This window comes from uncultured Serinicoccus sp. (assembly GCF_947487915.1).
Taxonomy (GTDB): domain Bacteria; phylum Actinomycetota; class Actinomycetes; order Actinomycetales; family Dermatophilaceae; genus Ornithinicoccus.
Map to the genome: position 1 here is coordinate 94,316 of NZ_CANKYH010000006.1, position 25,593 is coordinate 119,908.

23 protein-coding genes and 1 riboswitch are annotated in these 25,593 nt (G+C 73.5%); of the genes, 3 read left to right on the forward strand and 20 right to left on the reverse strand.

Translation table 11 applies throughout. From position 1 onward, the window contains the following. Positions 1–220: 220 nt before the first annotated feature. The 3 genes from murI to Q0795_RS09070 form a co-directional block, all read right to left on the reverse strand. A complete protein-coding gene (murI, locus tag Q0795_RS09060; protein ID WP_298888993.1) occupies positions 221–1,048 on the reverse strand; it encodes a glutamate racemase in 828 nt (275 codons plus the stop codon). 1 nt (position 1,049) lies between these two features. Then, on the reverse strand, positions 1,050–1,832 hold the full coding sequence (locus Q0795_RS09065; protein WP_298888995.1) for a fumarylacetoacetate hydrolase family protein: 783 nt from the start codon (positions 1,830–1,832) through the stop codon (positions 1,050–1,052). Positions 1,833–1,919: 87 nt separating this feature from the next. Beyond that, positions 1,920–2,246 (reverse strand): SMR family transporter, encoded by a 327-nt coding sequence (locus Q0795_RS09070; RefSeq protein WP_298748173.1) that lies wholly within the window; start codon positions 2,244–2,246, stop codon positions 1,920–1,922. Between the two features lie 31 nt (positions 2,247–2,277). Continuing rightward, a riboswitch (guanidine-III (ykkC-III) riboswitch) is annotated at positions 2,278–2,344 on the reverse strand. An 84-nt stretch (positions 2,345–2,428) separates the two neighbouring features. Here Q0795_RS09070 and Q0795_RS09075 point away from each other — a divergent pair. Next, entirely contained in the window at positions 2,429–3,316 is an 888-nt protein-coding gene (locus tag Q0795_RS09075; RefSeq protein WP_298888997.1) for a 3-methyladenine DNA glycosylase, read from the forward strand. Here the strand turns inward: Q0795_RS09075 and Q0795_RS09080 are convergent. Beyond that, on the reverse strand, positions 3,301–4,401 hold the full coding sequence (locus tag Q0795_RS09080; protein WP_298888999.1) for a branched-chain amino acid aminotransferase: 1,101 nt from the start codon (positions 4,399–4,401) through the stop codon (positions 3,301–3,303). The two genes, Q0795_RS09075 and Q0795_RS09080, sit on opposite strands and share 16 nt — an antisense overlap. Before the next feature lie 212 nt (positions 4,402–4,613). Here Q0795_RS09080 and Q0795_RS09085 point away from each other — a divergent pair, with 212 nt between their 5' ends. Beyond that, positions 4,614–5,480: a hypothetical protein gene (locus Q0795_RS09085; RefSeq protein WP_298889000.1), complete on the forward strand. Its 867-nt coding sequence runs from the start codon at positions 4,614–4,616 to the stop codon at positions 5,478–5,480. A 19-nt stretch (positions 5,481–5,499) separates the two neighbouring features. On the opposite strand, the gene Q0795_RS09090 is transcribed toward Q0795_RS09085, so the two are convergent. The 11 genes from Q0795_RS09090 to Q0795_RS17235 all read right to left on the reverse strand — a co-directional run bounded on the left by Q0795_RS09090 (position 5,500) and on the right by Q0795_RS17235 (position 17,551). Beyond that, positions 5,500–6,297, reverse strand: a complete 798-nt coding sequence (locus Q0795_RS09090) for an ABC transporter permease (RefSeq protein WP_298889308.1) — start codon at positions 6,295–6,297, stop codon at positions 5,500–5,502. A gap of 80 nt (positions 6,298–6,377) precedes the next feature. Continuing rightward, positions 6,378–7,298: an ABC transporter permease gene (locus Q0795_RS09095; RefSeq protein WP_366942460.1), complete on the reverse strand. Its 921-nt coding sequence runs from the start codon at positions 7,296–7,298 to the stop codon at positions 6,378–6,380. After that, on the reverse strand, positions 7,291–8,214 hold the full coding sequence (locus Q0795_RS09100; protein ID WP_298889002.1) for an ABC transporter ATP-binding protein: 924 nt from the start codon (positions 8,212–8,214) through the stop codon (positions 7,291–7,293). The genes Q0795_RS09095 and Q0795_RS09100 overlap by 8 nt, the downstream gene beginning before the upstream one ends. Before the next feature lie 79 nt (positions 8,215–8,293). Further along, entirely contained in the window at positions 8,294–8,797 is a 504-nt protein-coding gene (locus Q0795_RS09105; RefSeq protein ID WP_298889004.1) for a histidine phosphatase family protein, read from the reverse strand. A gap of 143 nt (positions 8,798–8,940) precedes the next feature. Then, a complete protein-coding gene (locus Q0795_RS09110) occupies positions 8,941–11,790 on the reverse strand; it encodes a cell wall-binding repeat-containing protein (RefSeq protein ID WP_298889005.1) in 2,850 nt (949 codons plus the stop codon). A 209-nt stretch (positions 11,791–11,999) separates the two neighbouring features. Next, positions 12,000–12,989: an NAD(P)-dependent oxidoreductase gene (locus Q0795_RS09115; protein ID WP_298889007.1), complete on the reverse strand. Its 990-nt coding sequence runs from the start codon at positions 12,987–12,989 to the stop codon at positions 12,000–12,002. Between the two features lie 8 nt (positions 12,990–12,997). Next, on the reverse strand, positions 12,998–14,569 hold the full coding sequence (gene gatB, locus Q0795_RS09120) for an Asp-tRNA(Asn)/Glu-tRNA(Gln) amidotransferase subunit GatB (protein ID WP_298889009.1): 1,572 nt from the start codon (positions 14,567–14,569) through the stop codon (positions 12,998–13,000). Continuing rightward, complete coding sequence (gene gatA, locus Q0795_RS09125; protein WP_298889011.1) at positions 14,566–16,122, reverse strand: Asp-tRNA(Asn)/Glu-tRNA(Gln) amidotransferase subunit GatA; 1,557 nt, start codon at positions 16,120–16,122, stop codon at positions 14,566–14,568. Before gatA ends, gatB begins: the two co-directional genes overlap by 4 nt. A 1-nt stretch (position 16,123) precedes the next feature. Next, entirely contained in the window at positions 16,124–16,420 is a 297-nt protein-coding gene (gene gatC, locus Q0795_RS09130) for an Asp-tRNA(Asn)/Glu-tRNA(Gln) amidotransferase subunit GatC (protein WP_298747162.1), read from the reverse strand. Between the two features lie 43 nt (positions 16,421–16,463). Next, on the reverse strand, positions 16,464–17,021 hold the full coding sequence (locus Q0795_RS09135) for an NAD(P)H-dependent oxidoreductase (protein WP_298889013.1): 558 nt from the start codon (positions 17,019–17,021) through the stop codon (positions 16,464–16,466). An 89-nt stretch (positions 17,022–17,110) separates the two neighbouring features. Beyond that, a complete protein-coding gene (locus tag Q0795_RS17235) occupies positions 17,111–17,551 on the reverse strand; it encodes a glutaredoxin domain-containing protein (RefSeq protein ID WP_366942461.1) in 441 nt (146 codons plus the stop codon). A gap of 80 nt (positions 17,552–17,631) precedes the next feature. On the opposite strand from Q0795_RS17235, the gene Q0795_RS09145 reads away from it, so the two are divergent. Continuing rightward, positions 17,632–19,038, forward strand: a complete 1,407-nt coding sequence (locus tag Q0795_RS09145; protein WP_298889015.1) for an MFS transporter — start codon at positions 17,632–17,634, stop codon at positions 19,036–19,038. Positions 19,039–19,164: 126 nt separating this feature from the next. Here Q0795_RS09145 and ligA read toward each other — a convergent pair whose 3' ends face one another. The 5 genes from ligA to Q0795_RS09170 all read right to left on the reverse strand — a co-directional run bounded on the left by ligA (position 19,165) and on the right by Q0795_RS09170 (position 25,567). Then, positions 19,165–21,372, reverse strand: coding sequence for an NAD-dependent DNA ligase LigA (gene ligA / locus Q0795_RS09150; RefSeq protein WP_298889017.1), 2,208 nt, complete (start codon positions 21,370–21,372; stop codon positions 19,165–19,167). Positions 21,373–21,432: 60 nt separating this feature from the next. Continuing rightward, positions 21,433–22,095 (reverse strand): hypothetical protein, encoded by a 663-nt coding sequence (locus Q0795_RS09155; protein ID WP_298889019.1) that lies wholly within the window; start codon positions 22,093–22,095, stop codon positions 21,433–21,435. 66 nt (positions 22,096–22,161) lie between these two features. Beyond that, positions 22,162–23,148, reverse strand: coding sequence for a methionine synthase (locus tag Q0795_RS09160; protein ID WP_298889021.1), 987 nt, complete (start codon positions 23,146–23,148; stop codon positions 22,162–22,164). Positions 23,149–23,219: 71 nt separating this feature from the next. Further along, positions 23,220–24,338 carry a tRNA 2-thiouridine(34) synthase MnmA gene (mnmA, locus tag Q0795_RS09165; RefSeq protein ID WP_298889024.1) on the reverse strand — a complete coding sequence of 373 codons (1,119 nt, stop codon included), beginning with the start codon at positions 24,336–24,338 and terminating at the stop codon, positions 23,220–23,222. Next, positions 24,338–25,567, reverse strand: a complete 1,230-nt coding sequence (locus Q0795_RS09170) for a cysteine desulfurase family protein (protein WP_298889026.1) — start codon at positions 25,565–25,567, stop codon at positions 24,338–24,340. Before Q0795_RS09170 ends, mnmA begins: the two co-directional genes overlap by 1 nt. Positions 25,568–25,593 lie beyond the last annotated feature (26 nt).

The window sequence follows — 25,593 nt, forward strand, 5'->3', positions numbered from 1 at the left end:
CTCCCAGATGTCGACCAACGAGAGCAATCTATCGTGTATCGATATATTGAGGCAAGGAGTGGCCCGCACAATTCATGCGTCACACCCGCACCAGCCGTCACACCGTGCGGAGAAGATGCCGTCTGACGGAGATATACCGTGCGCTGGCGGACATGTCTCCGCAGTCCGTGACGGCCGGGGCCTCCGGGGCAGGAGTGACCCGACAGCAGCGCCCGGGGCGTCAGTTCGAGGCGACCCGCTCCTCCGGCCGGCCCACGAAGGCCCGGTGCACCTGCTCGACCTCGGGCCCGAGGAAGCGCCGGGCGAGGTAGTGGAAGCCGTCCGGGTCGCCGGTGGTGAGCCACTGGTGCACCGGCACGTTGCCCTGGGCGGCGAGCAGCCCGCCGTCGGTGAGCACCCGGAAGAGGTCCGCCGCGGTCGCCGCGGCCGAGGAGACGAGCTGCACCTGCTCCCCGAGGACGTACTGCAGCGCCTGTGTCAGCAGCGGGTAGTGCGTGCAGCCGAGGATGAGGGTGTCGATGTCGCGCTCCTGCAGCGGCGCGAGGTAGGCCTGCGCCACCTCGATGACCTCCGGCCCGCTGGTGACCCCCGCCTCGACGAGCTCGACGAAGCGCGGGCAGGGCTGGCTCGCCACCCGCACCGAGGGCGGTGCGGCGACGAAGGAGTCGACGTAGGCCCGCGACTGGTGGGTGGCCGCGGTCGAGATGACGCCGATCTGCCCGTTGCGGGTCACGGCCATGGCCCGCCGGACGGCGGGGCGGATGACCTCGACGACGGGCACGGCATACCTCTCGCGCGCGTCGGCGAGCACCGCGGCGGACGCGCTGTTGCAGGCGATGACCAGCGCCTTCACCCCGTGCTCGACCAGCCGGTCCAGGCACTCGAGGGAGAACTCGCGCACCTGGGCGATGGGTCGCGGCCCGTAGGGCGTGCGCGCGGTGTCACCGAGGTAGAGCACCGACTCGTGCGGCAGCTGGTCGAGGACCTCGCGGGCGACGGTCAGGCCGCCGAAGCCGGAGTCGAAGACCCCGATGGGCGCCTCGGTCATCTCAGAGGTCGTCGTCCGCCGCCACGAACGGGTTGGCGAGCGCCCCGATGCCCTCGATCTCGACCTCGCAGCGCTGCCCGGCGGTGATCGGGCCGACGCCGGCCGGGGTGCCGGTGAGGATGACGTCGCCGGGGAGCAGGGTGAAGGCCGCGGACGCGTGCGCGATGAGCTCGGGGATCTCGAAGTGCAGGTCGGCGGTCGTGCCGTCCTGGCGCAGCTCGCCGTCCACGGTCGAGCGCACCGACAGGTCCGCGGTGTCCAGGTCGGTCTCGATCCAGGGTCCGAGCGGGGTGAAGGTGTCCATCCCCTTGGCCCGCGCCCACTGCCCGTCGCCGCGCTGCAGGTCGCGCGCGGTGACGTCGTTGGCGCAGGTGTAGCCGAAGACCACCGAGGCCGCGTCCTGCGCCGCGACGTCCTTGCACATCCGCCCGATGACGACGGCGAGCTCGGCCTCGTAGGAGATCTCGGTCGCGAAGGACGGGATGACCACCGGGTCGCCGGGCCCGCACACCGAGGTGTTGGGGATGAAGAACATCATCGGCTCGGCCGGGAGCTCGCTGCCCATCTCGCGCGCGTGGTCGGCGTAGTTGCGGCCGATGGCCACGACCTTGCTGCGCGGGATGACCGGCGCCAGCAGGCGCACGTCGGCCACCTCGAAAGTCTGGCCGGTCAGGTCGATCTTGGTGTAGAGCGGGTCGCCGGAGATCTCGGCGATCCGCTCCCCGGCCCCGTCGACGAGGCCGAAGCGGGGGTCGTCACCGTCGGTGAAGCGGCAGATACGCATGGCGCCAGGGTATGCCGCGCACCCCACCTCGTCCGAAGTGGACAGTGGTTTCTGAGCCCCCGTCCCCAGAAACCGATGTCCAGAACCTCAGTGCGCGCCGCCCGAGGTGAGCTTCAGACCGACGATCCCGGCGATGATCGCGACCAGGCACAGCACGCGCGCGACCGTGGCCGGCTCCCCCAGCGCGACGATCCCGTAGGCCGCGGTGCCCACGACGCCGATCCCGACCCACACGGCATACCCCGTGCCGAGCGGGATCGTGCGCAGCGACCACCCCAGGCCCGCCATGCTCAGGGCCAGGGCCACCCCGAAGACGACGCTCGGCCACAGGCGGGTGAACCCCTCGGAGCGGGTGAGCGCCCCGGCCCACACGGCCTCGAGGACGCCGGAGACGACGAGGACGATCCATGACAGCGCAACCATGATGACGCCCTCCCTGGGGCGTGCCACGTCGTCGTCGGTGCCGGGTACGACGTGCCTCGTCCGGGGATCCGCCCCTGCCGGGCGGCCCGGCCCCAGGATCTCACAGCCAGAGCGCCCGGGCCAGCCTCGCGGCCGGCGCCGGACCGGGGAGCGCGCGGCTAGGCTTGACGGTCGTGCAGACCCCCGCGACCGTTCTCGAGGTGCTCGACGCACCGGTATGGCGCGCCCGCGCCGCCGCGCACGCGCGCACCGTCGAGGCGCTCACCGCGGACCGGCTGGCACGCCGGGTCGAGGGGCGCACGCACCCGGTCGACGACTTCCTGTGGGAGTACTACGCCTTCCGCCCTGCGCAGCTCGCCCGTTGGCACCCCGGGCAGGGCGTGGGCCTCGCGGACGGGCAGGAGCGGGAGGGGTGGAGCGGCTACCTCGTCGACGGGGCGGGCACGGCATACCTCGACGTCCGGCGGTTCGTGGAGCGGCGCGGACGCACCATCTCCTTCGTCCGTGACCTGCTGCGCGCGACGCTGTCCCGGCCGGGGAGGTTCGGCTGCTTCGGGCTGCACGAGTGGGCCATGGTCTACCGCGCCGACCGGGAGGACGTGCGTCACGACTGGCCGCTGCGGCTCGGCGCCGAGGGCACCGACGCCGTCGTCGAGAGCCACCAGGTCGCCTGCTCGCACTTCGACGCCCACCGGTTCTTCACCCCCGAGGCCGCGCCACGCAACACGCTGCGACCGACCCGGGAGGGCCAGCTCGACCTCGAGCAGCCGGGCTGCCTGCACGCCGGGATGGACCTCTACAAGTGGTGCTTCAAGCTCGCGCCGGCGGTGCCGAGCGACCTGACGCTGCAGGCCTTCCACCTGGCCCGCGACATCCGCGAGCTGGACATGCGCGCAGCCCCCTACGACCTGCGCGACCTCGGCTACGAGCCGGTGCGCATCGAGACGTCGGAGGGCAAGCGCAAGTACGCCGAGGCCCAGCGCGGGTTCGCCCGCCGCTCCAACGCGCTGCGCCAGCAGCTGCTGGAGGTGCTGGACCCGCTGGCTCAGACCAGCTGGTAGAGCCAGCCGTGGCGGTCCTCGGCGCGGCCGTACTGGATGTCGAGGAGCTCGGAGCGCAGGTCCTCGGTGACCTGGTGGTCGGTCGGCATGTCGAGCTCGCCGCCACTCCACGCGAGCCGGCCGACCGGGGTGATGACGGCCGCGGTGCCGCAGGCGAACACCTCGGTGATCATTCCGGAGGCCACGCCGTCACGCCACTCGTCGAGGGTGAACCGGCGCTCCTCGACCTGGTGCCCGCGCTCGCGCAGCAGGTCGAGCAGGGAGGAGCGGGTGACGCCGGGCAGGATCGTGCCGGTCAGCTCGGGGGTGACCACGCGACCGTCGGCATACAGGAAGAAGAGGTTCATGCCGCCGAGCTCCTCGACGTAGCGGTGCTCCACCGCGTCGAGGAAGACGACCTGGTCGCAACCGTGCTCGATGCCCTCGGCCTGGCTGGCCAGCGACGCGGCGTAGTTGCCACCGCACTTGGCCGCACCGGTGCCGCCGGCGGCGGCCCGGACGTACTGGTCGCTGACCCACAGGCTGACCGGCTCGAGCCCGCCCGGGAAGTAGGAGCCGGCCGGGGAGGCGATGACGCTGAAGAGGTAGCGGTTGCTCGGGCGCACCCCCAGGGCCTCCTCGGTCGCGATCATGAAGGGACGCAGGTAGAGCGACATCTCACCGGCGTCCGCCCCCGGCACCCACCCCTGGTCGAGGGTGACGAGCTCCTTGATCGCGTCGAGGAACAGCGTCGGCGGCAGCTCGGGCATGGCCAGGCGACGGGCCGAGCTGTTGAAGCGCTCGGCGTTGCGCTCGGGGCGGAAGGTCCAGACCGTGCCGTCGGCGTGGCGGTAGGCCTTCATGCCCTCGAAGATCTCCTGGGCGTAGTGGAACACCGCCGCGGAGGGGTCGAGCGGGATCGGCCCGTAGGGCACCACCCGCGCGTCGTGCCACCCCTGCTCCTTGTCCCACTCCACCATCACCATGTGGTCGGTGAAGATGCTGCCGAAGCCGGGGTTGGCGAGCAGCTCGGCGATCTGCTCGGGGCCGCGGCGGGCGGGCGCCTCGGTGACGGCGAAGGAGGTGGACGTCGCTGTCTGGCTCATGGCCGCAGCGTAGCCGCCTGACGCCTCGTCATCGCCAGGGGTGGACCTGACGTGGAGGCAACCGGCGGGGTGTCCGCCATCATGCGCCGACTGTGCGCGGTGGTGGCCACGGTCCGTGTGGAGTCGTGGCCCTCCGCGGGCCACCAGCGCGCACAGCCCACCCCGTCTTGGCCTCGCGGCCACCGTCCACCAGCGCTCGGTAGGGTGTCGACGTGAGCACCCTGGACCCCAGCAGCGCCGATCTGACCCTGCTTCAGGACCGCCAGGTGGCGGTGCTGGGCTTCGACGCCATGGGCGCTGCGCACGCGCTCAACCTGCGGGACAGCGGGGTGGACGTCTGGGTGGGCACGGACCCGGACAGTCGGCTCGCGGCCCGCGCGGAGCTCGAGGGCTTGCCCGTGTCGCCGCCCGAGCAGGCCGTCGAGCGCTGCGACATCATCCTCGTCCCGGGTGCCGGCCGGGGCGAGAACGAGCCGCGCCGGGTGACCGCTCTGGTCGAGGGGCACACGGAACCCGGCGACCTCGTCATCGTCACCAGCGCCTCCGCCGTCCGGGAGGGCCGGCTCACCGTCCCTGACGGGGTGGACCTGGCCATGCTCCGCAGCGTCGGCAGCGGCGACCGGGTGCGGGAGGAGTACCTCGACGGTCGCGGGTGTCCCGCCCTCGTCGCGGTGGCCCACGACCGCAGCGGCGCCGCCTGGGCGACGCTCACGGCGTACGCAGCGGCCATGGGGGCCTTGCGCTCCGGTGCCGTCGTCACGACCGTCGAGCACGAGAGCACGGCGATGGCGATCGCACGCGACCGCATCCAGGTGCCGCTGCAGGAGGCCCTCGAGAGCACCTTCGAGGACCTGGTGGGCCGCGGCGTGGAGCCCGAGGTCGCCTACGTCGCCCTCGTGCACGAGCTCAAGACGCAGGTCGACCAGATCTACGCGGCGGGCTTCGCCACCCAGCACGGGCCCTCCGGCCAGGCGGCCGGCGACCCTGCGGCGAGCAGCCGTCGCGAGGCGGCGGCGGGGGCCCACGCCCTGGAGCACGCCGGACGACAGGTCCGCGCCATGACCAGCTGGCTGCGCTGACCCGGCCCCACCTCGCGGCTCAGCGCAGGAAGAGCGCACGCAGCCGCAGGGTGGTCAGCACCAGGCCGACGAGCGTCATGCCGACGAAGTAGAGCGCGTGCACCCCGGTCAGCGCGTCGACGTGGCCGACCGACAGCTGCCGCATCAGCTCCACCCCGTGCCACAGCGGCATCGCCATGATGGCCCACTGGATCCACTCCGGGTAGACCGCGATCGGGTACAAGGTCGCGGAGAAGAGGAACATCGGCAGCAGGGCGAAGTTGATGAGGTCCATCTGCTGGAAGCTGGTGAGGTAGCTCGTGACCCCCATGCCCAGCGCGGCGAAGCCCAGGGCGATGAGCACCGCCGCCGGCACCATGAGCAAGGACCACCACGACGTCACCAGACCCAGGGCCGCGATGACGCCGAGGAAGCCCAGGGCGTACAGGAAGCCACGGAAGAGGGCCATGAGGATCTCGCCGAGCGCGACGTCCAACGGCCCGAGCGAGGTCTGCAGCATCGCCTGGTAGAGCTTGGCGAAGCGCAGCTTGAAGAACACGTTCCACGTCGAGTCGTAGATCGCCCCGTTCATCGCCGAGGTCGCGAGGAGGGCGGGGGCGATGTAGGCGGCGTACTCCACCGGCTGGCCGCCCGGTCCGGTCACCGTGCCGACCAGCGCCCCCATGCCGATACCCATGGCCAGCAGGTAGAACACCGGCTCGAAGAACCCGGAGGCGAGCACCATCCAGTTCTGGTTGCGGACCACGGCGAAGCCGCGCTCCAGGACGGCGCCGACGTTGCCGGACGCCAACGACGAGAGCCACGCGGGCCGCGGTATGCCGTGGCTCGCCGCCGCGGTGGCGTCGCCCGGTCCACGGTGCTCGCCCCGGCCCGCCGCCCGTTCCTGCCCCGGCGCGCTCACGAGTGCAGCCTGCGGGTGTAGGAGCGGGTCGCCCAGACGACGCCGCCGACGGTGCAGGCCAGGAGGAAGACCAGGTGCACCGCGATCATCACCGGGGGGACGTCCGCGCCGTAGGACGCCACCCGGGCGAGCTGCGTCCCGTGCCACACCGGGCTGACCCACCCGATCCAGTGCAGCCACACCGGCATCGCCGAGAGCGGGAAGAACGTCCCCGCGAAGAGAAACATCGGCATGACCACGAAGCGCTGGATGAAGGCGAACTGGTAGGCCTCGTCCTCGATGGTCGAGGCATAGGCCTGCAGGGGCGTGCCGAACGCGGTGGCGGTCAGCACCCCGATCGGCACGACGAGCGCGGACTGCCAGAACCCGGACGGGGCGGCGCCGAAGGCCATCATGATCACCCAGAAGACACCCCCCTGGAGGACGAAGCGCAGGACCACCGCGAGGAGGTGGCCCCTGGCGATCTGCCCCGGCTCCAGGGGCGAGGCGGCGGGGCCGTAGTACAGCCGCTGCCACTTGAAGCCGCTCATGACGGGGTAGGTCATCTCGGCGGTGACCGACATGACGACCGTCGACACGAGCAGGGCCGGCGCGACGAAGGTCAGGTAGTCGACGCCGTCGACGGGCCCCGTGCCCCGGTCGACGAGCTCGCCCAGTCCGACCCCGAGGGCGACCATGTAGAGCAGCGGCTGGAGCACGGCATACACCGCGATCGGCAGCGCGAAGGCGCGCATCCCGCGCAGCGTCGTCTCGGCGTAGAACCAGGAGCCGGACCGCCGCGTGCGCGCCGCCATCTCGGTGTGCGGCGGCACCCTGCCGGAAGCGACCAGCCCGGCCGCGTCGAACTCCTGCGCACCGGTCCGGGTCGCTGCGGACCCGGGTTCGTCGGAGCCCGTGCCGTGGCTGAGCTCAGTCAACGAGCGACCTCCCGGTGAGGCGGAGGAAGACGTCCTCGAGGGAGGCGCGCCGCACCAGCGAGGTGACCGGGTGCAGCCCCCGCGAGGTGACCTCCTCCAGGGCGGCCTCGCCGTCGTGGGCGTAGACGAGGATGCGGTCGGGCAGCACCTCGTTGCGCTCGCCCACCCCGTCGAGCTGGGCCACGACGGAGGCGTTGCGGGCCGAGCCGAAGCGCAGCTCCAGCACCTCGCGGGTCGAGTGCTCGCGGATGAGCGAGGAGGGGCTGCCCTGCGCCATGATCCGGCCGTGGTCGACCACGATGAGGCGGTCGCACAGCTGCTCGGCCTCGTCCATGAAGTGGGTCGTGACGACGAGGGTCGTGCCGGCCTCCTTGAGCCGGAAGAGCCGGTCCCAGAGGATGTGGCGGGCCTGCGGGTCCAGGCCGGTGGTCGGCTCGTCGAGCAGCAGGATCCGCGGCTCGTTGACGAGTCCGCGGGCGATGGTGAGGCGACGCTTCATGCCGCCGGAGAGCGCACTGACCTTGTCCCGGGCCTTGGCCTCCAGCTGGGCGAAGGCGAGCAGCTCGGCCGACTTGTCCACGAGGTAGGCCCGGGAGAGCCCGAAGTAGCGCCCGTACATCACGATGTTCTCGCGGACCCGCAGCTCCTCGTCGAGGTTGTCCTGCTGCGGCACCACACCGAGGTGGGCGCGCACCTGCGGGCCCTGGGCCCCCGGGTCCAGCCCCAGCACGGTGAGCTCACCGCCGTCCCGGTCGAGGGTGCCGCCGATCATCCGCATCGTGGTCGACTTGCCCGCCCCGTTGGGCCCGAGCAGGCCGAAGCTCTCCCCCGCCTCGACGTCCAGGTCGATCCCGTCCACGGCGGTGAAGTCCCCATAGGTCTTGCGCAGCCCTCGGGCGGTGATCACGGCAGGCACGAGCCGAGACTCTACTGCGTCGCCCAGGGCCGGCCCACGGCTGATCCGGTATGCCGTCCCCCGCCGCGCGCGGCGACGGTCATCGTCCGCGCAGCACCGTCCGCAGGGTCGCGACGCCCGGCCCCGCGTCGGACCAGGGCACGCCCAGCTCGAGCACCGCCGCGGACGCGGTGGGCAGTCCCCCGTGCAGGGCCTCACGACCCTCGTCCTGCTCGCCGGTGTCAGTCAGCTCCCACGCGGTGCTCGACATCACCGGCTCGTGACCGACGACCCAGAGCACCTCGACCCCGTCGGGCACCTCCCGGACCGCCTCGAGGACCCCGTCGATGCCGCCGTCGTAGATGCGCCGGGTGGACCACGTCTCCAGCGCGCGGTCGCCCAGCACGTGCTGCAGCGTCTGCTGCGCCCTGGCCGCGGTGGAGACCAGCGCCAGCGCCGGCAGCCAGCCGGCGTCCACGAGGGCGCGCCCCAGCACCGCCGCGTCGTGCTCACCGCGCGCGGCGAGCACGCGGGCGTGGTCACCCCCCGGGCCGGGCGGGGTGTTCTCGGCCTTGGCGTGCCGGATGAGCACGAGGGTGGGCATACCTCGACCTCCTGGTCGTCCTCGGGACCGCTCCGGCGTGGGTGTTCGCCCCGCGGTCTCCTCCGAGACTAGCCGGGAACGGCCGCAGGGCCGGGCGGCTCTCGCCGCCACGGCCCTGCGTCCACCTCCGGTCGTGCCGACCGTCAGGGCTGGGCGTCCACCCAGTCCGGGTAGTACTCGTTCAGCGCGTCCTCGACGTCCTGGGACACCGCGTTGGTGCCACCGAGGATGACGACCCGCTCCGGGCTGAGCCGCTCCAGCTCGGCCAGCGTCGCGTCCGGCAGCTGACCGGGCTTGGTCAGCAGCACCGGGACACCCTGGTGACCGGCCAGGGCCGAGCCCGCCAGCGCGTCCGGGAAGTTGCGGCCCGAGGCGATGTGCACCAGCGGGACGTCCGTCCCGTGGACCTGCGAGACCGCGACCGCGGTCTCGTAGCGGTCCCCACCGGACACCCGCTCGTCCGCGCCGAGCGCGGTGAAGGTGTCGTCGTCGACGGCGACCTCCCCACCGAGCACCACGACCCGGTCCGGGTCGAGCTCGGCGAGCGCGGCCGCCGTGGCGCCGGGCACCGCGTCCGGGCGGGTGAGCAGCACCGGGGCGTTCTCCATACCGGCGCGAGCGCTGCCGGTCAGGGCGTCGGCGTAGGCGCGGTCCTGCCCGGAGGCGACGTAGACGACCTCGGGGTCCTCGAACATCATCGCCAGGTTGGCCGCCGTCTCGTAGCGGTCGGTCCCCTCGACGCGGGACACCTCGCCATAGGCGTCGAGGTCACCAGCGACGCCCGCGGACACCGCACCGGTGCCGCCCAGGATGACGATGCTGCTCGGGTCCACGGCCTCCAGGGCGTCCCGGGTGTCCTGGGGCAGCCGGTCGTTCTTGACCAGCAGCACCGGGGCCGGGTCACCCTCCGGCGTGTTCATCGTGCCGGGGAGCAGACCGCGCGAGGCGGCCGGCGAGCCGGACATGGCGTCGGCGAAGCCGGTGCCGGAGGCGATGTAGACCGTTTCGACCCCGTCGGGGTAGAGCGCGGAGATCGCCGCGGCGGTGCCGTAGCGGTCCGTGCCGAAGACCCGCTCGACCGTGGGGTCGGGCTCAGGCTCCTCGTCGGCGACCTCGCCGCGGGCGAGCACCGGGATCGCGGCGACCACGTCGCCGGAGGTCCAGGCGATCTCGCCCTGCTGCCACACGTCGGTGGCGGCGCCGGTGTTGGCGACCGTGATCGTCACCTCGGCGGAGCCGCCCGCCGGCACGGTGACGCTGGCCGGCTCGACCGTCACGGACAGGGTGTCCGGGCCGCTGACGGAGGCCTCGAAGGTCGCGTCCGCCGCACCGGGGTTGGTGACCGTCCGGGTCAGCGTGGTCGGCTGGGTGCCGAGCGCCGGGACCGAGACGTAGGCCGCGTTGAGGTCGTAGCCGGTCGTCGGGTCGGCCAGGAAGGAGTCCCAGTCGGCCTCGGTCGAGTCGAAGACGAGGCCGGGCTCGAGGAAGGCGCGCGGCTCGACGAAGCCCGTGCCCCCGACGACCGCCTGGTTGCTCTCGGCGTTGCCGTAGTCGGTCGTCGAGGTCTGCAGGGCCGACTTAATGGCCATCGGCGACCACTCCGGGTGCGCCGCGGCGAGCAGCGACCCCAGGCCGGCGACGTGCGGTGAGGCCATCGACGTGCCGGTGAGGTAGCCGTACCGCGTCTCGCCGCCCTGGCTGGCGTAGGCAGCCAGCACGTTGACGCCAGGCGCACCCAGGTCGGGCTTGAGGATGGTCTGCTCGTCGGCGTCGACGTCCACCGGGCCGCGGCCGGAGAACGGCGCGATGGAGGGCACGGTGCCGTCCTCGGGGCGGTGGAAGGAGGCGGCGACCGTGGTCTGCCAGGGTCCGAGGTGCGCGACGGCGACCCCGGACTCCGCCGAGTTGCCGGCGGACGCGGCGTTGAACACCCCGGCGGCCGCGGCGTTCTTGAAGGCCAGGTCGACCGGGTCCTCGTAGGTGGTCGAGTCGCCGCTGACGGAGAAGTTGATGACGTCGACCCCGTCGCTGAGGGCGGCGTCGATCGCGGCGATCGAGTCGTCGGGGTGGCACCCGCTCACACCCTCGAAGTCGAAGCAGGCCTTGTAGGCCGCCACGTGCGCCCCCGGTGCCATCCCGGCCAGGTCGTAGGCGTTGCCCTCGGCGTCCTCCAGGGACACCTCGCGCCCGACCGCCGTGCTGGCGACGTGCGAACCGTGGTTGTCGGTGTCCAGCGGGCTGACGCTCTCGGCCTCGGTCGGCTCGTAGCCCTCCGCGCGGGCCCCCTCGACGAAGTAGCGGGCGCCGACGATCTTGTCGGTGCACGCCGAGGCGGGGAAGTCACCCGCGTCGTCGCCCTCACCGGTCTCGCACTCCCCGGCCCACCCGGCCGGCGGGGCCGGCATGCCGTCCGCGGCGAACGAGGGGCTGTCGTAGGCGATGCCGGAGTCGATGACGCCGACGACCGTGCCCTTGCCCGCCTCCATCGGCCCGCCCAGCTGGGACCACACGCCACCGGGGCCGCGCAGACCGAGCAGGTCCGGCGACACGTCCGTGTCCGGGTTGGCCGGCGCACCGTCGGGCTCGCCGACGACACCGGAGTCCAGCTGGCGCAGCGTGGACCGCGTCACCGACACCACGTCCTCGCGCTGGGCGAGGGCGGCGGCCTCGGCCGCGGTGAGCCGCACCGCGAAGCCGTTGAGGGCGACCGTGTAGCGGTAGGTCGGCTCGGCGGCCACCCCCTGCAGCACGCCGTCCTGCTGGGCGAGCAGCTGGTCGGTGTAGCTGAGCGCCTCCGCGGAGGTCGTGTCCACCTTCTGCAGGGCGGACCCGGCTGTGCCCGGGTTGGTGGCCAGCGGCAGCCGGTCGAGCACCACGATGTAGGCGCCGTCCTGGAAGTCGCCGGTCGCGCTGACCGGTCCGGCCACCGCCGGTCCGTCGGTCGCGAATGCGGCCACCGGCGCGAGCCCGGCCACGAGGCTGAGTCCAGCCACGGCGGCCAGGGCGCGGCGAGCCCCCGATGTTGAGCGATAGGTCACGATCAAGTCCCCTGATTCCCTGTGAGCGCGCTGCAGGACGAGCGCGCAGATGACGCCGCACCCCTGCAGGTCCGGCCCCTGGAGCCTATACCGACCGCAGTAGGTTCGCGCAAGGGTGCGGGCTGATCGTCGCCTGATGTTCACCAGGGCGACGAACCAGCAGGTCAGGCAGGATGCGAGCCCGGTCCGGCCACCTGGTGAAGGAGTCGACCCTCGTCCCGGTATGCCGTCAGCTGCGACGCCAGGTAACTTCCCATCCGCGGCAGCGAGGCGGGCGAGGCTCCCCCGACGTGCGGCACGACGAGCACCCCCGGGGTGGAGAGGGCAGGGTGCCCGTCCGGCAGCGGCTCGGGGTCGGTGACGTCGAGGGCCGCCCGCAGCCGACCGGCCGCGCACTCGGCGAGCAGGGCGTCGTTGTCGACCACCGGCCCACGGGCGACGTTGACGACGAGGGCCTGGTCGGGCAGCGCGGCGAGCTCGGCGGCGCCCAGCAGCCCTCGGGTGCCCTCGGTCAGCGGCAGGGTGAGCACGACGGCGTCGGCCCGCGGCAGCAGCTCGGGCAGGTGGTCGACGCCGTGCACCCGCTCCACCAGGCCGTCGCCGGGCCGGTCCGCACGGGCCACGGCGAGGACGTCGCACTCGCAGGCCAGCAGCCGCCTGGTCAGGGCGGTGCCGATGCCGCCGTAGCCCACCACCAGCACCGTGGAGTCGGCCAGCGAACGCCACGGGCCGGGAGCGGAGCGGTCCCACACCCCGTCCGCCTGGCGCAGCACGTGGTGCGGCAGGTGGCGCTGCGCGGCCAGGAGCAGCGCCAGGGCCAGCTCGCTGGTGGCGGTGTCATGCACGCCGACCGCGTTGGCCAGCCGCACCCCGTCCGGCAGGAAGGGCAGGGCGTGCTCGTAGCCCGCCGAGGCCAGGACCACCGCCTGCAGCCCCGGCACCTCCCCCATCCGGCGCAGCCACGGCCCGGCGATCATCGACAGCGCCAGGAGGTCCACGTCCCGCCCGCCGCCGGGCAGGGCCTCCGCGTCGGTGTGGTCGTACGGCAGGACCTCGACACCCTCCACCGGCCCGAGGTGCGCCAGCAGCTCCTCGGGGACGGCGGCGACGGGCGCGCGGCGGGGTGCGACCCCCACCGGGGTGGACGACGGCATACCGGAGATCAGCCCTGCACGCCGAGCGTCTCCAGGATGAGCTCACGCGCCCGGCCGGCGTCGGCCTGGCCGCGCATCTTCTTCATCACCTGGCCGATGAGGGCCCCGACGGCCTGCACCTTCCCACCCCGGATCTTCTCCACGACGTCGGCGTTCTCGGCGATGACCTCGTCGACCGCGGCCTGCAGCGCACCGTCGTCCTGCACCAGCTCGAGCCCACGGGCGTCGGCGACCTCGGTGGGGGTGCCCTCGCCGGCGAGCACGCCCTCGAGTGCCTGCCGCGCCATCGAGTCGTTGAGCCGGCCCCCGGTGACGAGGGAGTCCAGCTCGGCGACATGGGCGGGGGTGACCCCGAGGTCGAGCAGGTCGACGGCTCCGCCGCCCTCGCCCGCGGTCTTGGCCCGGCGGGCCAGCTCGCCCATCCACCACTTGCGGGCCGCGGCCGGCGAGGCCCCGGCCGCGACGGTCGTCTCGATGACCTCGACCGCGCCGGCGTTGACGACGTCGCGCATCTCCAGGTCCGAGTAGCCCCACTCCTCCTGCAGCCGGCGCCGACGGTCGGCCGGGTTCTCCGGCAGCGTCGCCCGCAGCCGCTCGACGTCCTCCCGGGTCGGGGCGACCGGCACGAGGTCGGGCTCGGGGAAGTAGCGGTAGTCGTCGGCGTCCGACTTGGGCCGGCCCGAGGTGGTGACCCCGGTGTCCTCGTGCCAGTGCCGGGTCTCCTGGACGATCGCCTCACCCGCGTCGAGGACGGCGGCGTGCCGGGTCATCTCGTAGCGCACCGCCCGCTCGACCGAGCGCAGGCTGTTGACGTTCTTGGTCTCGGTGCGGGTGCCGAAGCGCTCGGCACCGGTCGGCATGAGCGAGACGTTGGCGTCGCAGCGCAGCGACCCCTGCTCCATCTTGACGTCCGAGACGTCGAGCGCCCGCAGCAGGTCGCGCAGCGCGCCGACATAGGCCCGGGCCACGTCGGGTGCCCGCTCGCCCGCGCCGGTGAGCGGCTTGGTGACGATCTCGATGAGGGGTATGCCGGCGCGGTTGTAGTCGACGAGGCTGTGCGAGGCGCCATGGATGCGCCCGGTGGCGCCGCCGACGTGGGTGGACTTGCCGGTGTCCTCCTCCATGTGGGCCCGCTCGATCTCGACGCGGTAGGTGAAGGGCTCCTCGTCGAGGAATTCCGGCCCTTCCCGGGGCGGCACCTCGACGTCGAGCCAGCCGTCGACGGCGATCGGCTCGTCGTACTGGCTCGTCTGGAAGTTCTTCGGCATGTCCGGGTAGAAGTAGTTCTTCCGGGCGAACCGGCACCAGTCCGCGATCCCGCAGTTCAGCGCGAGGCCGATACGGATGGCCGACTCGACCGCCGTGCGGTTGACCACGGGCAGCGCCCCGGGCAGCCCGAGGCAGACCGGGCAGGTCTGGGTGTTGGGCTCGGCGCCGAAGCCGGTGGCGCAGCCGCAGAACATCTTGGTGGCGGTGCCCAGCTCGACGTGCACCTCCAGCCCCAGCACCGGCTCGTAGCGGGTCAGCAGGTCGTCGTAGGCGACGGTCCGCTCGGGACCGGCCGTGGTCCGGGTGCTCATGCCCTCACCTCGATCTCGGGAGCCTGCTCGATGACGTAGCCGCCCTGCCGCTCGCGCAGGCGGGCCTCCAGGGCCGCGCCCACGGCATACAGGCGCTGGTCCTGCATCGCGGGGGCCAGGATCTGCAGCCCCGTGGGGAGTCCGTCCTCCTCCGCGGTACCGGACGGCACCGACATGCCGGGGACCCCGGCGAGGTTGGCGGGGATGGTGGCGATGTCGTTGAGGTACATCGCCATGGGGTCCTCGGTCTGGTCGCCGATGCGGAAGGCGGTGGTCGGCGCGGTCGGGCTGACCAGCACGTCGACCTGCCCGAAGGCGGCCTCGAAGTCGCGGGCGATGAGGGTGCGGACCTTCTGCGCCTGGCCGTAGTAGGCGTCGTAGTAGCCGCTGGACAGCGCGTAGGTGCCCAGGATGATGCGCCGCTTGACCTCGTCGCCGAACCCGGCGTCCCGGGACGCGCCCATGACCTGCTCGGCGCTCGGGCTGTCGTCCGGGGTGACCCGCAGGCCGTAGCGCATCGCGTCGTAGCGGGCCAGGTTGCTGCTCGCCTCCGAGGGCAGGATGAGGTAGTAGGCCGCCATCGCGTAGGCGAAGTGCGGGCAGGAGACCTCGGTGACCTCCGCGCCCAGGCCACGCAGCGCGTCCAGCGCCTCCTCGAAGCGCGCCTGCACGCCCGGCTGGAAGCCCTGGTCGGAGCCGCTGATCTCACGGACGACACCGACCCGTAGCCCGGCGAGGTCGGTGGTCCCGGCCGCGCCGACGACGTCCGGCACCGGGGCGTCGACCGAGGTGGAGTCCATCGGGTCGTGCCCGGCGATGACCTCGTGCAGCAGCGCCGCGTCGGCGACGGTGCGGGCGCAGGGACCGATCTGGTCCAGGCTGGAGGCGAGCGCGATGATGCCGTAGCGGCTCACCGCGCCGTAGGTCGGCTTGGTGCCGACGGTGCCGGTGACCGCGGCCGGCTGCCGGATCGACCCGCCGGTGTCGGAGCCGATCGCCAGCGGCGCGAGGTAGGCCGCGACCGCCGCGCTGCTGCCGCCCCCGGACCCGCCGGGGATCCGTTCGAGGTCCCAGGGGTTGCGGGTCGGGCCGAAGGCGGAGTGCTCGGTGGAGGAGCCCATCGCGAACTCGTCCATGTTGGTCTTGCCGAGGATGGGCATCCGGGCGTCCCGCAGCCGGGTGACGATCGTCGCGTCGTAGGGCGGCACGAACTCCTCGAGCATGCGGCTGCCCGCGGTCGTGGTCAGCCCCTGCGTGCAGGCGATGTCCTTGACCGCGACCGGCACCCCGGCCAGGCGGGGCAGCTCCTCGCCGGCGGCCCGGGCGGCGTCGACCTCGCGGGCCGTCGCCAGGGCGCCCTCGGCGTCGACCAGGAGGAAGGCGTGCACGGTGGGGTCGAGCCGCTCGATCCGGTCCAGGTGGGCCTGCGTGAGCTCGACCGAGGTGAGGGTGCCGGCGGCCAGCCGGTCGGCCATCTCGACGGCGGTGAGCCGGGTGGGGTCGGCGTCGGCCGCCCCGGCGCCGGACGCGGCCTGGGTGGTGGAGTCGCTCATGTCACTCCTCGTCCAGGATGCGCGGCACCGCGAAGCGGTCGTCCTGGGCCTGCGGGGCGTTGGCCAGGGCCTGCTGCACGGTCAGGCTCTCCCGCACCTCGTCGGGTCGGGTGACGTTGGCCAGCGGCATGGGGTGGGACATGGGCGGCACGTCGGCCGAGGCGACCTCACCGACCTGGCCGACCCAGTCGACGATCTGGTCGAGCTGGGCGGCGAGCCGGTCGAGCTCGGCGTCCTCGAGCTGGATGCGGGCCAGCATGGCGACGTGTGCGACGTCCTCGCGCGAGAGGTGGGACATGGGGCCAGTCTAGGTCGCCCCGGACGGGGCACCGACCCCCGTCTCAGGCAGCCAGCGGCTCGCGCACCAGCCGGCCCATGAGCTCGGCCACCTGGCTGCGGACGTCCTCGGCCAGCTCCCCGCCCTCGAGGGCTGCCCCGGCCGAGGCCAGCCCGACCGTCTGCTCGATCGGCCGCGCCCCGGCGACCTGCAGCACCCGCACCGCGTCCTCGCGCGCCCACTGCGCCCCCTTCGGCGAGGCGGAGGCGCCGAGCACGGCGGCCGGCTTGCCGGCCAGGGCGGCCGTCCCTCGCGGGCGGGAGGCCCAGTCGATGGCGTTCTTGAGCACCCCGGGCAAGGAGCCGTTGAACTCCGGCGTGGCCACCACCAGGGCGTCGGCCGCGGCGACCTGCTCACGGAAGGCGCGGACGACCTCCGGCGGGGTGTCGGTGTCGAGGTCCTGGTCGTAGTGCGGCAGCGAGGGCAGCAGCGTGCTGATCGCGCCGTGCACCCCGTCGGGCAGGGCGGCGAGGGCGGTCTCCGCCAGCCGGCGGTTGGTCGAGTCCGGTCGCAGGCTGCCGAGGAGGACGAGCACGGTGGGACGGTCGGTGGCAGTAGTCACGTGACGCGTCAACCATCAGCTCGACGTGGGTATTCCGCGAGAGTTCGGTCCCGTGGACCTCGGCACCGTGCCCGACCCGCACGGGACGTTCATCCGCGGGCGAGCCGCTCCTTGACCCTGCCCGGGCTCGGGTTGGTGTGAGGTATGCCGTCCATCACCACGGTGGGGACCGTCTCGTTGCCGTCGTTGACGCTGCGGACGAAGGCGGCGCCCTCCTCGTCCTCCCAGATGTTCACCCAGGTGGCCCGGTCCTTGAGCCCGCCGAGCCGCGCCTTGAGCATCGCGCAGAAACCGCACCCCGGGCGCCAGTAGATGACGACGTCCCCGCGTGGGTCGTCCTGCGCCATGTCCTCGACCTCCTGCTGCGTCGTCCCACCTCGGCGGCCACGCCAGGGGGAGGTCCACCAGGCGATGCCGAGCGCCAGCACACCGTAGCCGACCGCCCAGGCCGTGCGCCCGTCGAGGACGAAGTCCACGACGACCAGACCCAGGACGACGACGAACGCTGCCCACCACCACGGTGACCTCATACCCCCATGGTGGCGCGGAACCGCCGGTCCCGCCTCCGTCACCCGGGGGAGATCGCGCGTCCTGGGCCTACGCTGGTGCGGTGACCGCTCGCCCGCAGGAGGGATATCTGGACCGCCGCTCGCCCCGGGGGCGGACGATGCTCGCGGCGGTGACCCTCGGGTCGGGGGTCGCGATCCTGGACGGCTCCATCGTCAACGTGGCCCTGCGCACCATCGGGGAGGACCTCGGAGCCACGTTGCCGCAGCTGCAGTGGATCGTCGGCGGCTACCTGCTCTCGCTCGCCTCGCTCGTGCTGGTCGCCGGTGCGCTGGGCGACCGTCTCGGCCGCCGCCGGGTCTACCTCGTCGGCATGGCCTGGTTCCTCCTGGCGTCGGCCCTGTGCGCGCTCGCGCAGGACCCGGCCCAGCTCATCGGGGCGCGCCTCGTCCAGGGGGTGGGCGCGGCGCTGCTCACGCCCGGTGCCCTCGCGCTGATCCAGGCGAGCTACGCCCCCGGCGACCGGGCACCGGCCATCGGCACCTGGGCCGGCGTCTCCGGCATCGCGGCGGCCATCGGCCCGCTGGTCGGCGGCGCCATCGTCGACACCACCAGCTGGCGGTGGATCTTCGCCATCAACATCCCGCTGTGCGTCGTCGTCATCGCGCTGGCCGCCTGGTCGGCGCCGGAGAGCAAGGACATGGAGTCGACCGGGAGGTTCGACCTCGTGGGCTCCGCGCTCGTCGTCATCGGGCTGGCCGCCTCGACGTGGGCGCTCACGACCGCCGCCGAGGCACCGACGGCGGCGCTCGTCCTCGCCTGGGTGGTGACGGCCCTGGCGGGCGCCGGCTTCCTCGTGTGGAGCCGGCGCGCGGCGCACCCGCTGGTGCCGCTGCACCTCTTCGGCTCGCGGGTCTTCTCCGCGGCCAACGCCATGACCCTGCTGGTCTACGGAGCACTCGGCGTGGTCATGCTCTTCGTCGTCATCCAGCTGCAGGTCACCTCCGGCTGGTCGGCGACGGCGTCCGGGCTGGCCGGCCTCCCGGTCACCGTGGCGCTGCTGTTCCTCTCCACCCGCGCGGCCGCGCTGGCCGACCGCATCGGGCCGCGCGTCCCCATGACGGTGGGGCCACTGGTCTGTGCCCTGGGGACCCTGCTCATGGTCGGGATCGGCCGGGACACCGGGTGGGCGGGGGTCCTGCCGGGCATGGTGCTCTTCGCCCTCGGGCTGGCGCTGCTCGTCTCCCCGCTCACCGCCGCGGTGCTCGCGGCCGTCGCAGACCGGTACGCCGGGCTCGCCAGCGGCATCAACAACGCCGTCGCCCGCACCGGGTCGCTGCTCGCGGTCGCCGCGCTCCCGGCGCTCGTGGGGCTGTCGGGCACGGACTACGCCGACCCGGTGGCCTTCACCGGCGGCTACCGCTGGGCGATGCTCATCTGCACCGCGCTGCTCGCCGGCGGCGGGGTCATCAGCTGGTTCGGGCTGCGGCCCGGGCCCACACGCGACTGAGCCGACCGCCGAAGTACTGCCGCGGCGACAGATGCACGGTCACCCCAGATGCCCGACCGTCGAAGTACCGCCCCGGCGACAGATCCACGGTCACCTGCCGTCGGGAGCATGGTGCGGGCCGACGGGTCAGGCCTCGCCGGTGGCCAGCAGCCGCACGAACCCCTCCTCGTCCAGCACGGGCACGCCGAGCTCCTCCGCCTTGGCCGCCTTGGACCCGGCGTTGGCGCCCACCACCACGAAGTCGGTCTTCTTGCTCACCGACCCGGAGGCCTTCCCACCGCGGCTGATGATGGCCTCCTTGGACTCGTCGCGCGAGAACCCCTCGAGCGAGCCGGTGACGACCACCGTGCGGCCCTCGAGGGTCCGCTCGATGGAGGCGTCGCGCTCGTCGGCCATGCGCACCCCGTCGGCGGCCCACTGCTCGACGACCTCCCCGTGCCAGTCGACCTCGAACCACGCCACCACCGACTCGGCGATGATCTGACCCACGCCCTCGGTGGCCGCCAGCTCCTCGACGGACGCCGACCGGATGGCCTCCAAGGACCCGAACTCGGTGGCCAGCGCTCGCGCCGCGGTGGGCCCGACGTGCCGGATCGACAGGGCGACGAGCACCCGCCACAGGGGCTGGTCCTTGGCCCCGCGCAGGTGGGTCAGCAGGCGCTCGCCGTTGGCCGAGAGCACGCGGCCGTCCACGACGCCCTCCGGCGGGTCCGACTTCTTGGCGCTCCGGGTGAACAGCGGCACCTGCACGAGGCGCTCGCGGTCGACCCGCTCCTCCTCGGGCGTCGGCGGCTCCTGGCCGGTGCCGTGGGCCAGCCCGAACAGCCCCGCCTCGTTGCGGATCACCCCGGCGTCCAGCAGGGCGGTGACCCCCTCGTAGCCGAGCGCCTCGATGTCGAAGGCGCCCCGGCCGGCCAGGCTGAAGAGGCGCTCGCGCAGCTGCGCGGGGCACTCCTTGCTGTTGGGGCAGCGGATGTCCTTGTCGCCCTCCTTCTGGGCGGCCAGCTCGGTGCCGCAGGACGGGCAGTGCGTCGGCATGACGAACTCCCGCTCGTCACCCGTGCGCAGGTCGGCCACCGGCCCCAGGATCTCGGGGATGACGTCGCCGGCCTTGCGCAGCACGACGGTGTCGCCGATGAGCACGCCCTTGCGCCGGACCTCGTGCTGGTTGTGCAGGGTGGCCCGCTCGACGGTCGACCCGGCGACGAGCACCGGCTCCATCAGCCCGTAGGGCGTGACCCGCCCCGTGCGACCGACGTCGACCCTGATGTCGAGCAGCCTGGTCGTGACCTCCTCGGGGGGGTACTTGTAGGCGATGGCCCACCGCGGTGCCCTCGAGGTCGCCCCGAGCTGGCGCTGCACCGCCACCTCGTCGACCTTGACGACCACCCCGTCGAGCTCGTGCTCGACGTCGTGCCGGTGCTCGCCGTAGTAGCGGACGATCTCGTGCACCTCGGCCCGGGAGGAGACGACCTGGGCGCGCGGGCTGACGGGCATCCCCCAGGCGCCGAGCACGGCATACGCCTGCGACTGGCGGGTGATGTCGAAGCCGGTGCGTGCCCCGATGCCGTGCACGAGCATGCGCAGGGGGCGGCTGGCCGAGACCCGGGGGTCCTTCTGCCGCAGCGACCCGGCAGCCGAGTTTCGCGGGTTGGCGAAGGGCGCCTTGCCCGCCTCGACCAGGGAGGCGTTGAGCTCGGTGAAGCCCTCCAGCGGGAAGAAGACCTCGCCGCGGATCTCCACCAGGCCAGGTATCTCGGTGGGCACGTCCGCAGACTCCGCCTGCTGCTCGGTCGGCGGGGCCAGCCGGTGCGGGACGCCCTCGATGGTGCGGACGTTGAGGGTGACGTCCTCACCCGTCCGGCCGTCGCCGCGGGTGAGGGCCTGGGTGAGCAGGCCGTCCTCGTAGAGGAGGTTGACCGCGAGCCCGTCGATCTTGAGCTCGCACAGGTAGTGCACGTCGGCGCCCCCGGCCTCCCGCTCGACCCGGTCGAACCACTCGTCCAGCTCCTCCGGCGAGAAGGCGTTGTCGAGGCTGAGCATGCGCTCGCGGTGGTCGACGGCGGTGAACTCGGTGGAGAAGGTGCCACCCACCTGCTGGGTCGGGCTCTGCGGGGTCCGCAGCGTGGGGTATGCCTCCTCCAGCTCCTCCAGCTCGCGCAGCAGCCCGTCGAACTCGCCGTCGCTGACGGTCGGCGCGTCGCGGACGTAGTAGGCGAACTGGTGGCCCCGGATCTCCTCGGCCAGCTCGCCCGCCCGGCGGCGGACGTCCTCCGGGGGCTCGGGCTGCTCGCCGGGGCCGTCGGGACGCGTCGAGGGGCTGGTGTCGGTCACGTGCTCATTGTGCTGCACGCCACCGACACCAGCCCCTCGTGCTGGTCGGTCAGGCCCGGCTCAGCGGGTGGCCTTGAAGTAGGCCGTCGACTCCTTCTTCCACAGGAAGAACAGGACGACCGCCGCGATGATCGCCGAGACCGCGTTGAGCAGCATGACGACGGTGCCTCCGCCGGCACCCGGGATCATGCTGCTGCCGAGCAGCCCGACGACGAAGCTGATGACGTTGAGGACAGCGAGGACCGTCGCGACGATGCGCGCCCATCCCTTCCCCTTGCCGCAGAAGCGACCGACGAGGAACCAGAGCAGCGCGGCGATGAGACCTGAGACGAGGGCGCTGGCGGGCGCGACGGCCACCTGCTGGTCGATCATCTCCGGGGTCATGGACGTCCCCATCGCGTCCGAGGCCTGGTTCAGCCGGTCGCGGATGCTGTCCTCGCTCTCGAAGAAGCCCACGAGACCGGTGACGAGGGACACCACACCGCCGGCGTACATGAGCTTCTCCGCGAGGCCCACCGGCTGCGGCTTCGCGACGGCGCCCGCCGGGGCTCCGTCGTGCGCTCCGTGGGTGTCGTAGCTCGGCGCCGCCTGGTAGCCACCCTCGTGCCGGGGTGCGGCCCCCTCGCCGTGGGGCGCGTTCGGGTCGTGCTGCTGGGCGCCCGCCTCGTGGTGCGGCGCGTTCGGGTCGTGGTGCGGGTCCTCGTGACCCGGGTTCTGTGACATGTCTCCCCTTCGGTGGGCGTGCCGGACGCACGCGTGACGCGGACACCCTAGCGGGGCTGGAGTGACTTACGCGACAGCCGCCTCGGCGAGCCTGAGCGCCGCCTGGGAGACTGCCCGCGTGGTCTGCAGCGCACCGGCCGGGCTGGCGGACGCCAGCCCGCAGGCCGGGGTCAGACCGACGTCGGCGAGCGCGGCGGCCGGGAGGCCGGCCTCGTGCCAGCGCCGCAGCAGCGGCTCGAGCGGGTCGGCGGCGCCCGGATCGACCCCCGCCCACAGGCGACGTCCCGCCTCGACGGCCGTCGCGACCTGCTCGAACCGTCCGCGCCCGACCTGCGCGAGGTCCACCGCGACGAACCCCGCGCCGGCCTCGGCGAGCACGTCGACCGGCGGGTCGGCGGCGCAGGTGTGCACGCCGCACACCTGCGCGCCGGGCTGGTCGAGCACCTGCCGCAGCGCGGTGACCACCTCACCCCGCTCGGGTGTGCGCAGCACGCGGTAGCCCGACTCGGAGCGGATCCGACCAGCCAGCACGGGGGTCAGCGACGGCTCGTCGACCTGCAGCACCGGCTCGGCCCCGGGGACCAGCCGCTGCACCCGGCCCAGGTAGGCCGCCACCCCCTCGGTGAGCGAGGCCACCACGTCGCGGGTGGCGCCGGGGTCGTCCAGCACCCGGTCCCCCAGCGGTCGCCACAGCGAGGCCGCCAGGGTCCACGGCCCCGCGACCTGCACCTTGAGCGGTCCGGCGTAGCCGTCCAGGGCCTCGGCGAGCTCGTCCAGGTCCTGGGTCAGCAGGGAGGCGGCGCGCTCGGCGTCCCGACCGGGCCGGTCGACCAGGCGCCAGCCCTGCGGCTGCAGGTCCACCGGCAGGTCCACGAGCAGGTGCGCGGCGCGTCCGACGATGTCGGCGCCCGGCCCCCGGGCGGGCAGCTCGGGCAGGTAGGGGACGGCCCGCACCCCTTCGGGCGCACCGGAGGCGAGCTCGTCCCGGACCATCCGCAGCGCCTCGCGCACGTCGGTGCCGGGCCAGGATCCGATACCAGTGACGTCGACCACGGCGCTCACTGTAGGCGGTGGCGCCGGTGAGGCAGCAGCCGCCGACCGGCGGGAGTCGCGACGAGCGCGGCTCAGGCCCGTCCGGTGGAGGCGATCGTGGCCGATCCGACGACGCGCGTGCCGTCGTAGAGCACGACCGACTGGCCGGGGGCGACCCCCCGGACCCGCTCGGCGAGCCGCACCGTCACCTGCTCCGGTATGCCGTCGCCGCCGTCTGCGTGCACGTCCACCCGGGCCGGGTACTCCCGGCCGTGCGCCCGGATCTGCGCGCCCAGGTCCACCTCACCAGCCGGCGCCGGACCGCACCAGCGCAGGTGGTCACCCTCGATGACGTCGACCCCGAGCAGCTCCTCCGGGCCCACGACGACGGTGTTGGAGCGGGTGTCGGTGGACACGACATACCGCGGCTTGCCGTCGGCCGCGGGGACCTTCAGCCCCAGCCCGCGGCGCTGTCCCACCGTGTAGCCGTGCGCTCCCCCGTGCTCGCCGACGACCTCCCCGTCGCTGTCGACGATGGGGCCGGGGGCCGTGCCGAGGCGCTGGGCGAGGTAGCCGCGGGTGTCGCCGTCGGCGATGAAGCAGATGTCGTGGCTGTCCGGCTTCGTGGCGACGGAGAACCCCCGACGGCGAGCTTCCTCGCGGATCTGCGGCTTGGTGGTGTCACCGAGCGGGAAGAAGCTGCGGGCCAGCTGGTCGGCGTCGAGCACCCCGAGCACGTAGGACTGGTCCTTCGCCGGGTCGACCGCGCGGTGCAGCTCGCGCCGCACGCCGCCGGGGGCCCCGGCGTCGGCGACCTCCTCGACCTGGGCGTAGTGGCCGGTCGCGACCGCGTCGAAGCCGAGCGCGAGCGCCTTGTCCAGCAGCGCGGCGAACTTGATCTTCTCGTTGCAGCGCAGGCAGGGGTTGGGGGTGCGGCCGGCGGCGTACTCCGCGGCGAAGTCCTCGACGACGTCCTCCCGGAACCGCTGCGCCATGTCCCAGACGTAGAACGGGATGCCGAGCCGGTCGGCGACCCGGCGCGCGTCGCCGGCGTCCTCGATGGTGCAGCATCCGCGGGCCGACTCGCGCAGGGTGGCGGCCGACTGGGCCAGCGCCAGGTGGACCCCGACCACCTCGTGACCGGCGTCGAGCATCCGCGCGGCGGCGACCGCCGAGTCGACCCCGCCGCTCATCGCGGCGACGACGCGCATCAGGCGCTCCTCGCCGTCCGCGACCCCGACGCCGCGGCGTGCGCCCGGCGGGCGCGCTCCAGGGCGGGCGGCAGCGCCGCGAGGACGGCGTCGACGTCCGCGCGGGTGGAGCCGTGGCCGAGGGTGAGCCGCAGCGCGCCGGCCGCCTCCTCCTCGGGCACCCCCATGGCGAGCAGCACGTGGCTCGGTCGGGGCACCCCGGCCTGGCAGGCGGACCCGGTCGAGCAGGCGACGCCCGCCGCGTCGAGCAGGTAGAGCAGCGAGTCCCCCTCGCAGTCCGCGACCCGCAGGTGCACGTTGCCGGCGAGGCGGCTCGTCGTGTCCCCGGGGCTCCACGGCCCGGAGACCGTGATGCCGGGGTCCAGCGCCAGCGCGCCGGTGACGAGGTCGTCCCGCAGCCCGGCGAGGTATGCCGCGTGCTCGGCCTGGTGCTGCGCCGCGTGGGTGACCGCGACCGCGAGGCCGGCGATCGCCGGGGTGTCGAGGGTGCCCGAGCGCAGGCCGCGCTCCTGGCCGCCGCCGTGGGTGAGCGGCACGGGGGCCTGGTCACGCCCGGCGGTGAGCACCCCGACGCCGAGCGGCCCACCGACCTTGTGGCCGGTGACCACGCCCAGGTCGACACCGGAGAGGTCCAGCGGCACCTGGCCGAGCGCCTGGACGGCGTCGGAGTGGAACGGGACGCCGTGCTCCCGCGTGACCGCGGCCAGCGCCGGGACGGGCGCCACCGTGCCCACCTCGTTGTTGGCCCACATGACGCTGACGAGCGCCACGGTGGCGGGGCCTCCGTCGGCGTCCAGCGCGGCGGCGAGGGCCTGCGGGGTCACGAGGCCCTCCGCGTCCGGCTCGACCCAGGTCACCCGCGCGCCAGCGTGCGCCACGAGGTGCTCGACGGGGTCGAGGACGGCGTGGTGCTCGGTCCCGGCGACCACGAGCCGGTCGCGGGCGGGGTCGGCGGCGCGGCGCGCGGCATACGTGCCCTTGACCGCGAGGTTGTCGGCCTCGGTGCCGCCAGAGGTGAAGACGACCTCCGAGGGCCGCACCCGGAGGGCCTCGGCGACCTGCTCCCGCGCCTCCTCGACGACGCGGCGCGCCCGGCGGCCCGGGTCGTGCAGCGAGCTGGCGTTGCCGGTCTGCCGCATCTCGCGGGCGACCACCTCGACCACCTCGTCCAGGACGGGCGTCGTCGCGGCGTGGTCGAGGTAGACGTGGGCAGGTGCGGGCACAGACATGACGGGGACCAGTCTACGAGCGGCCA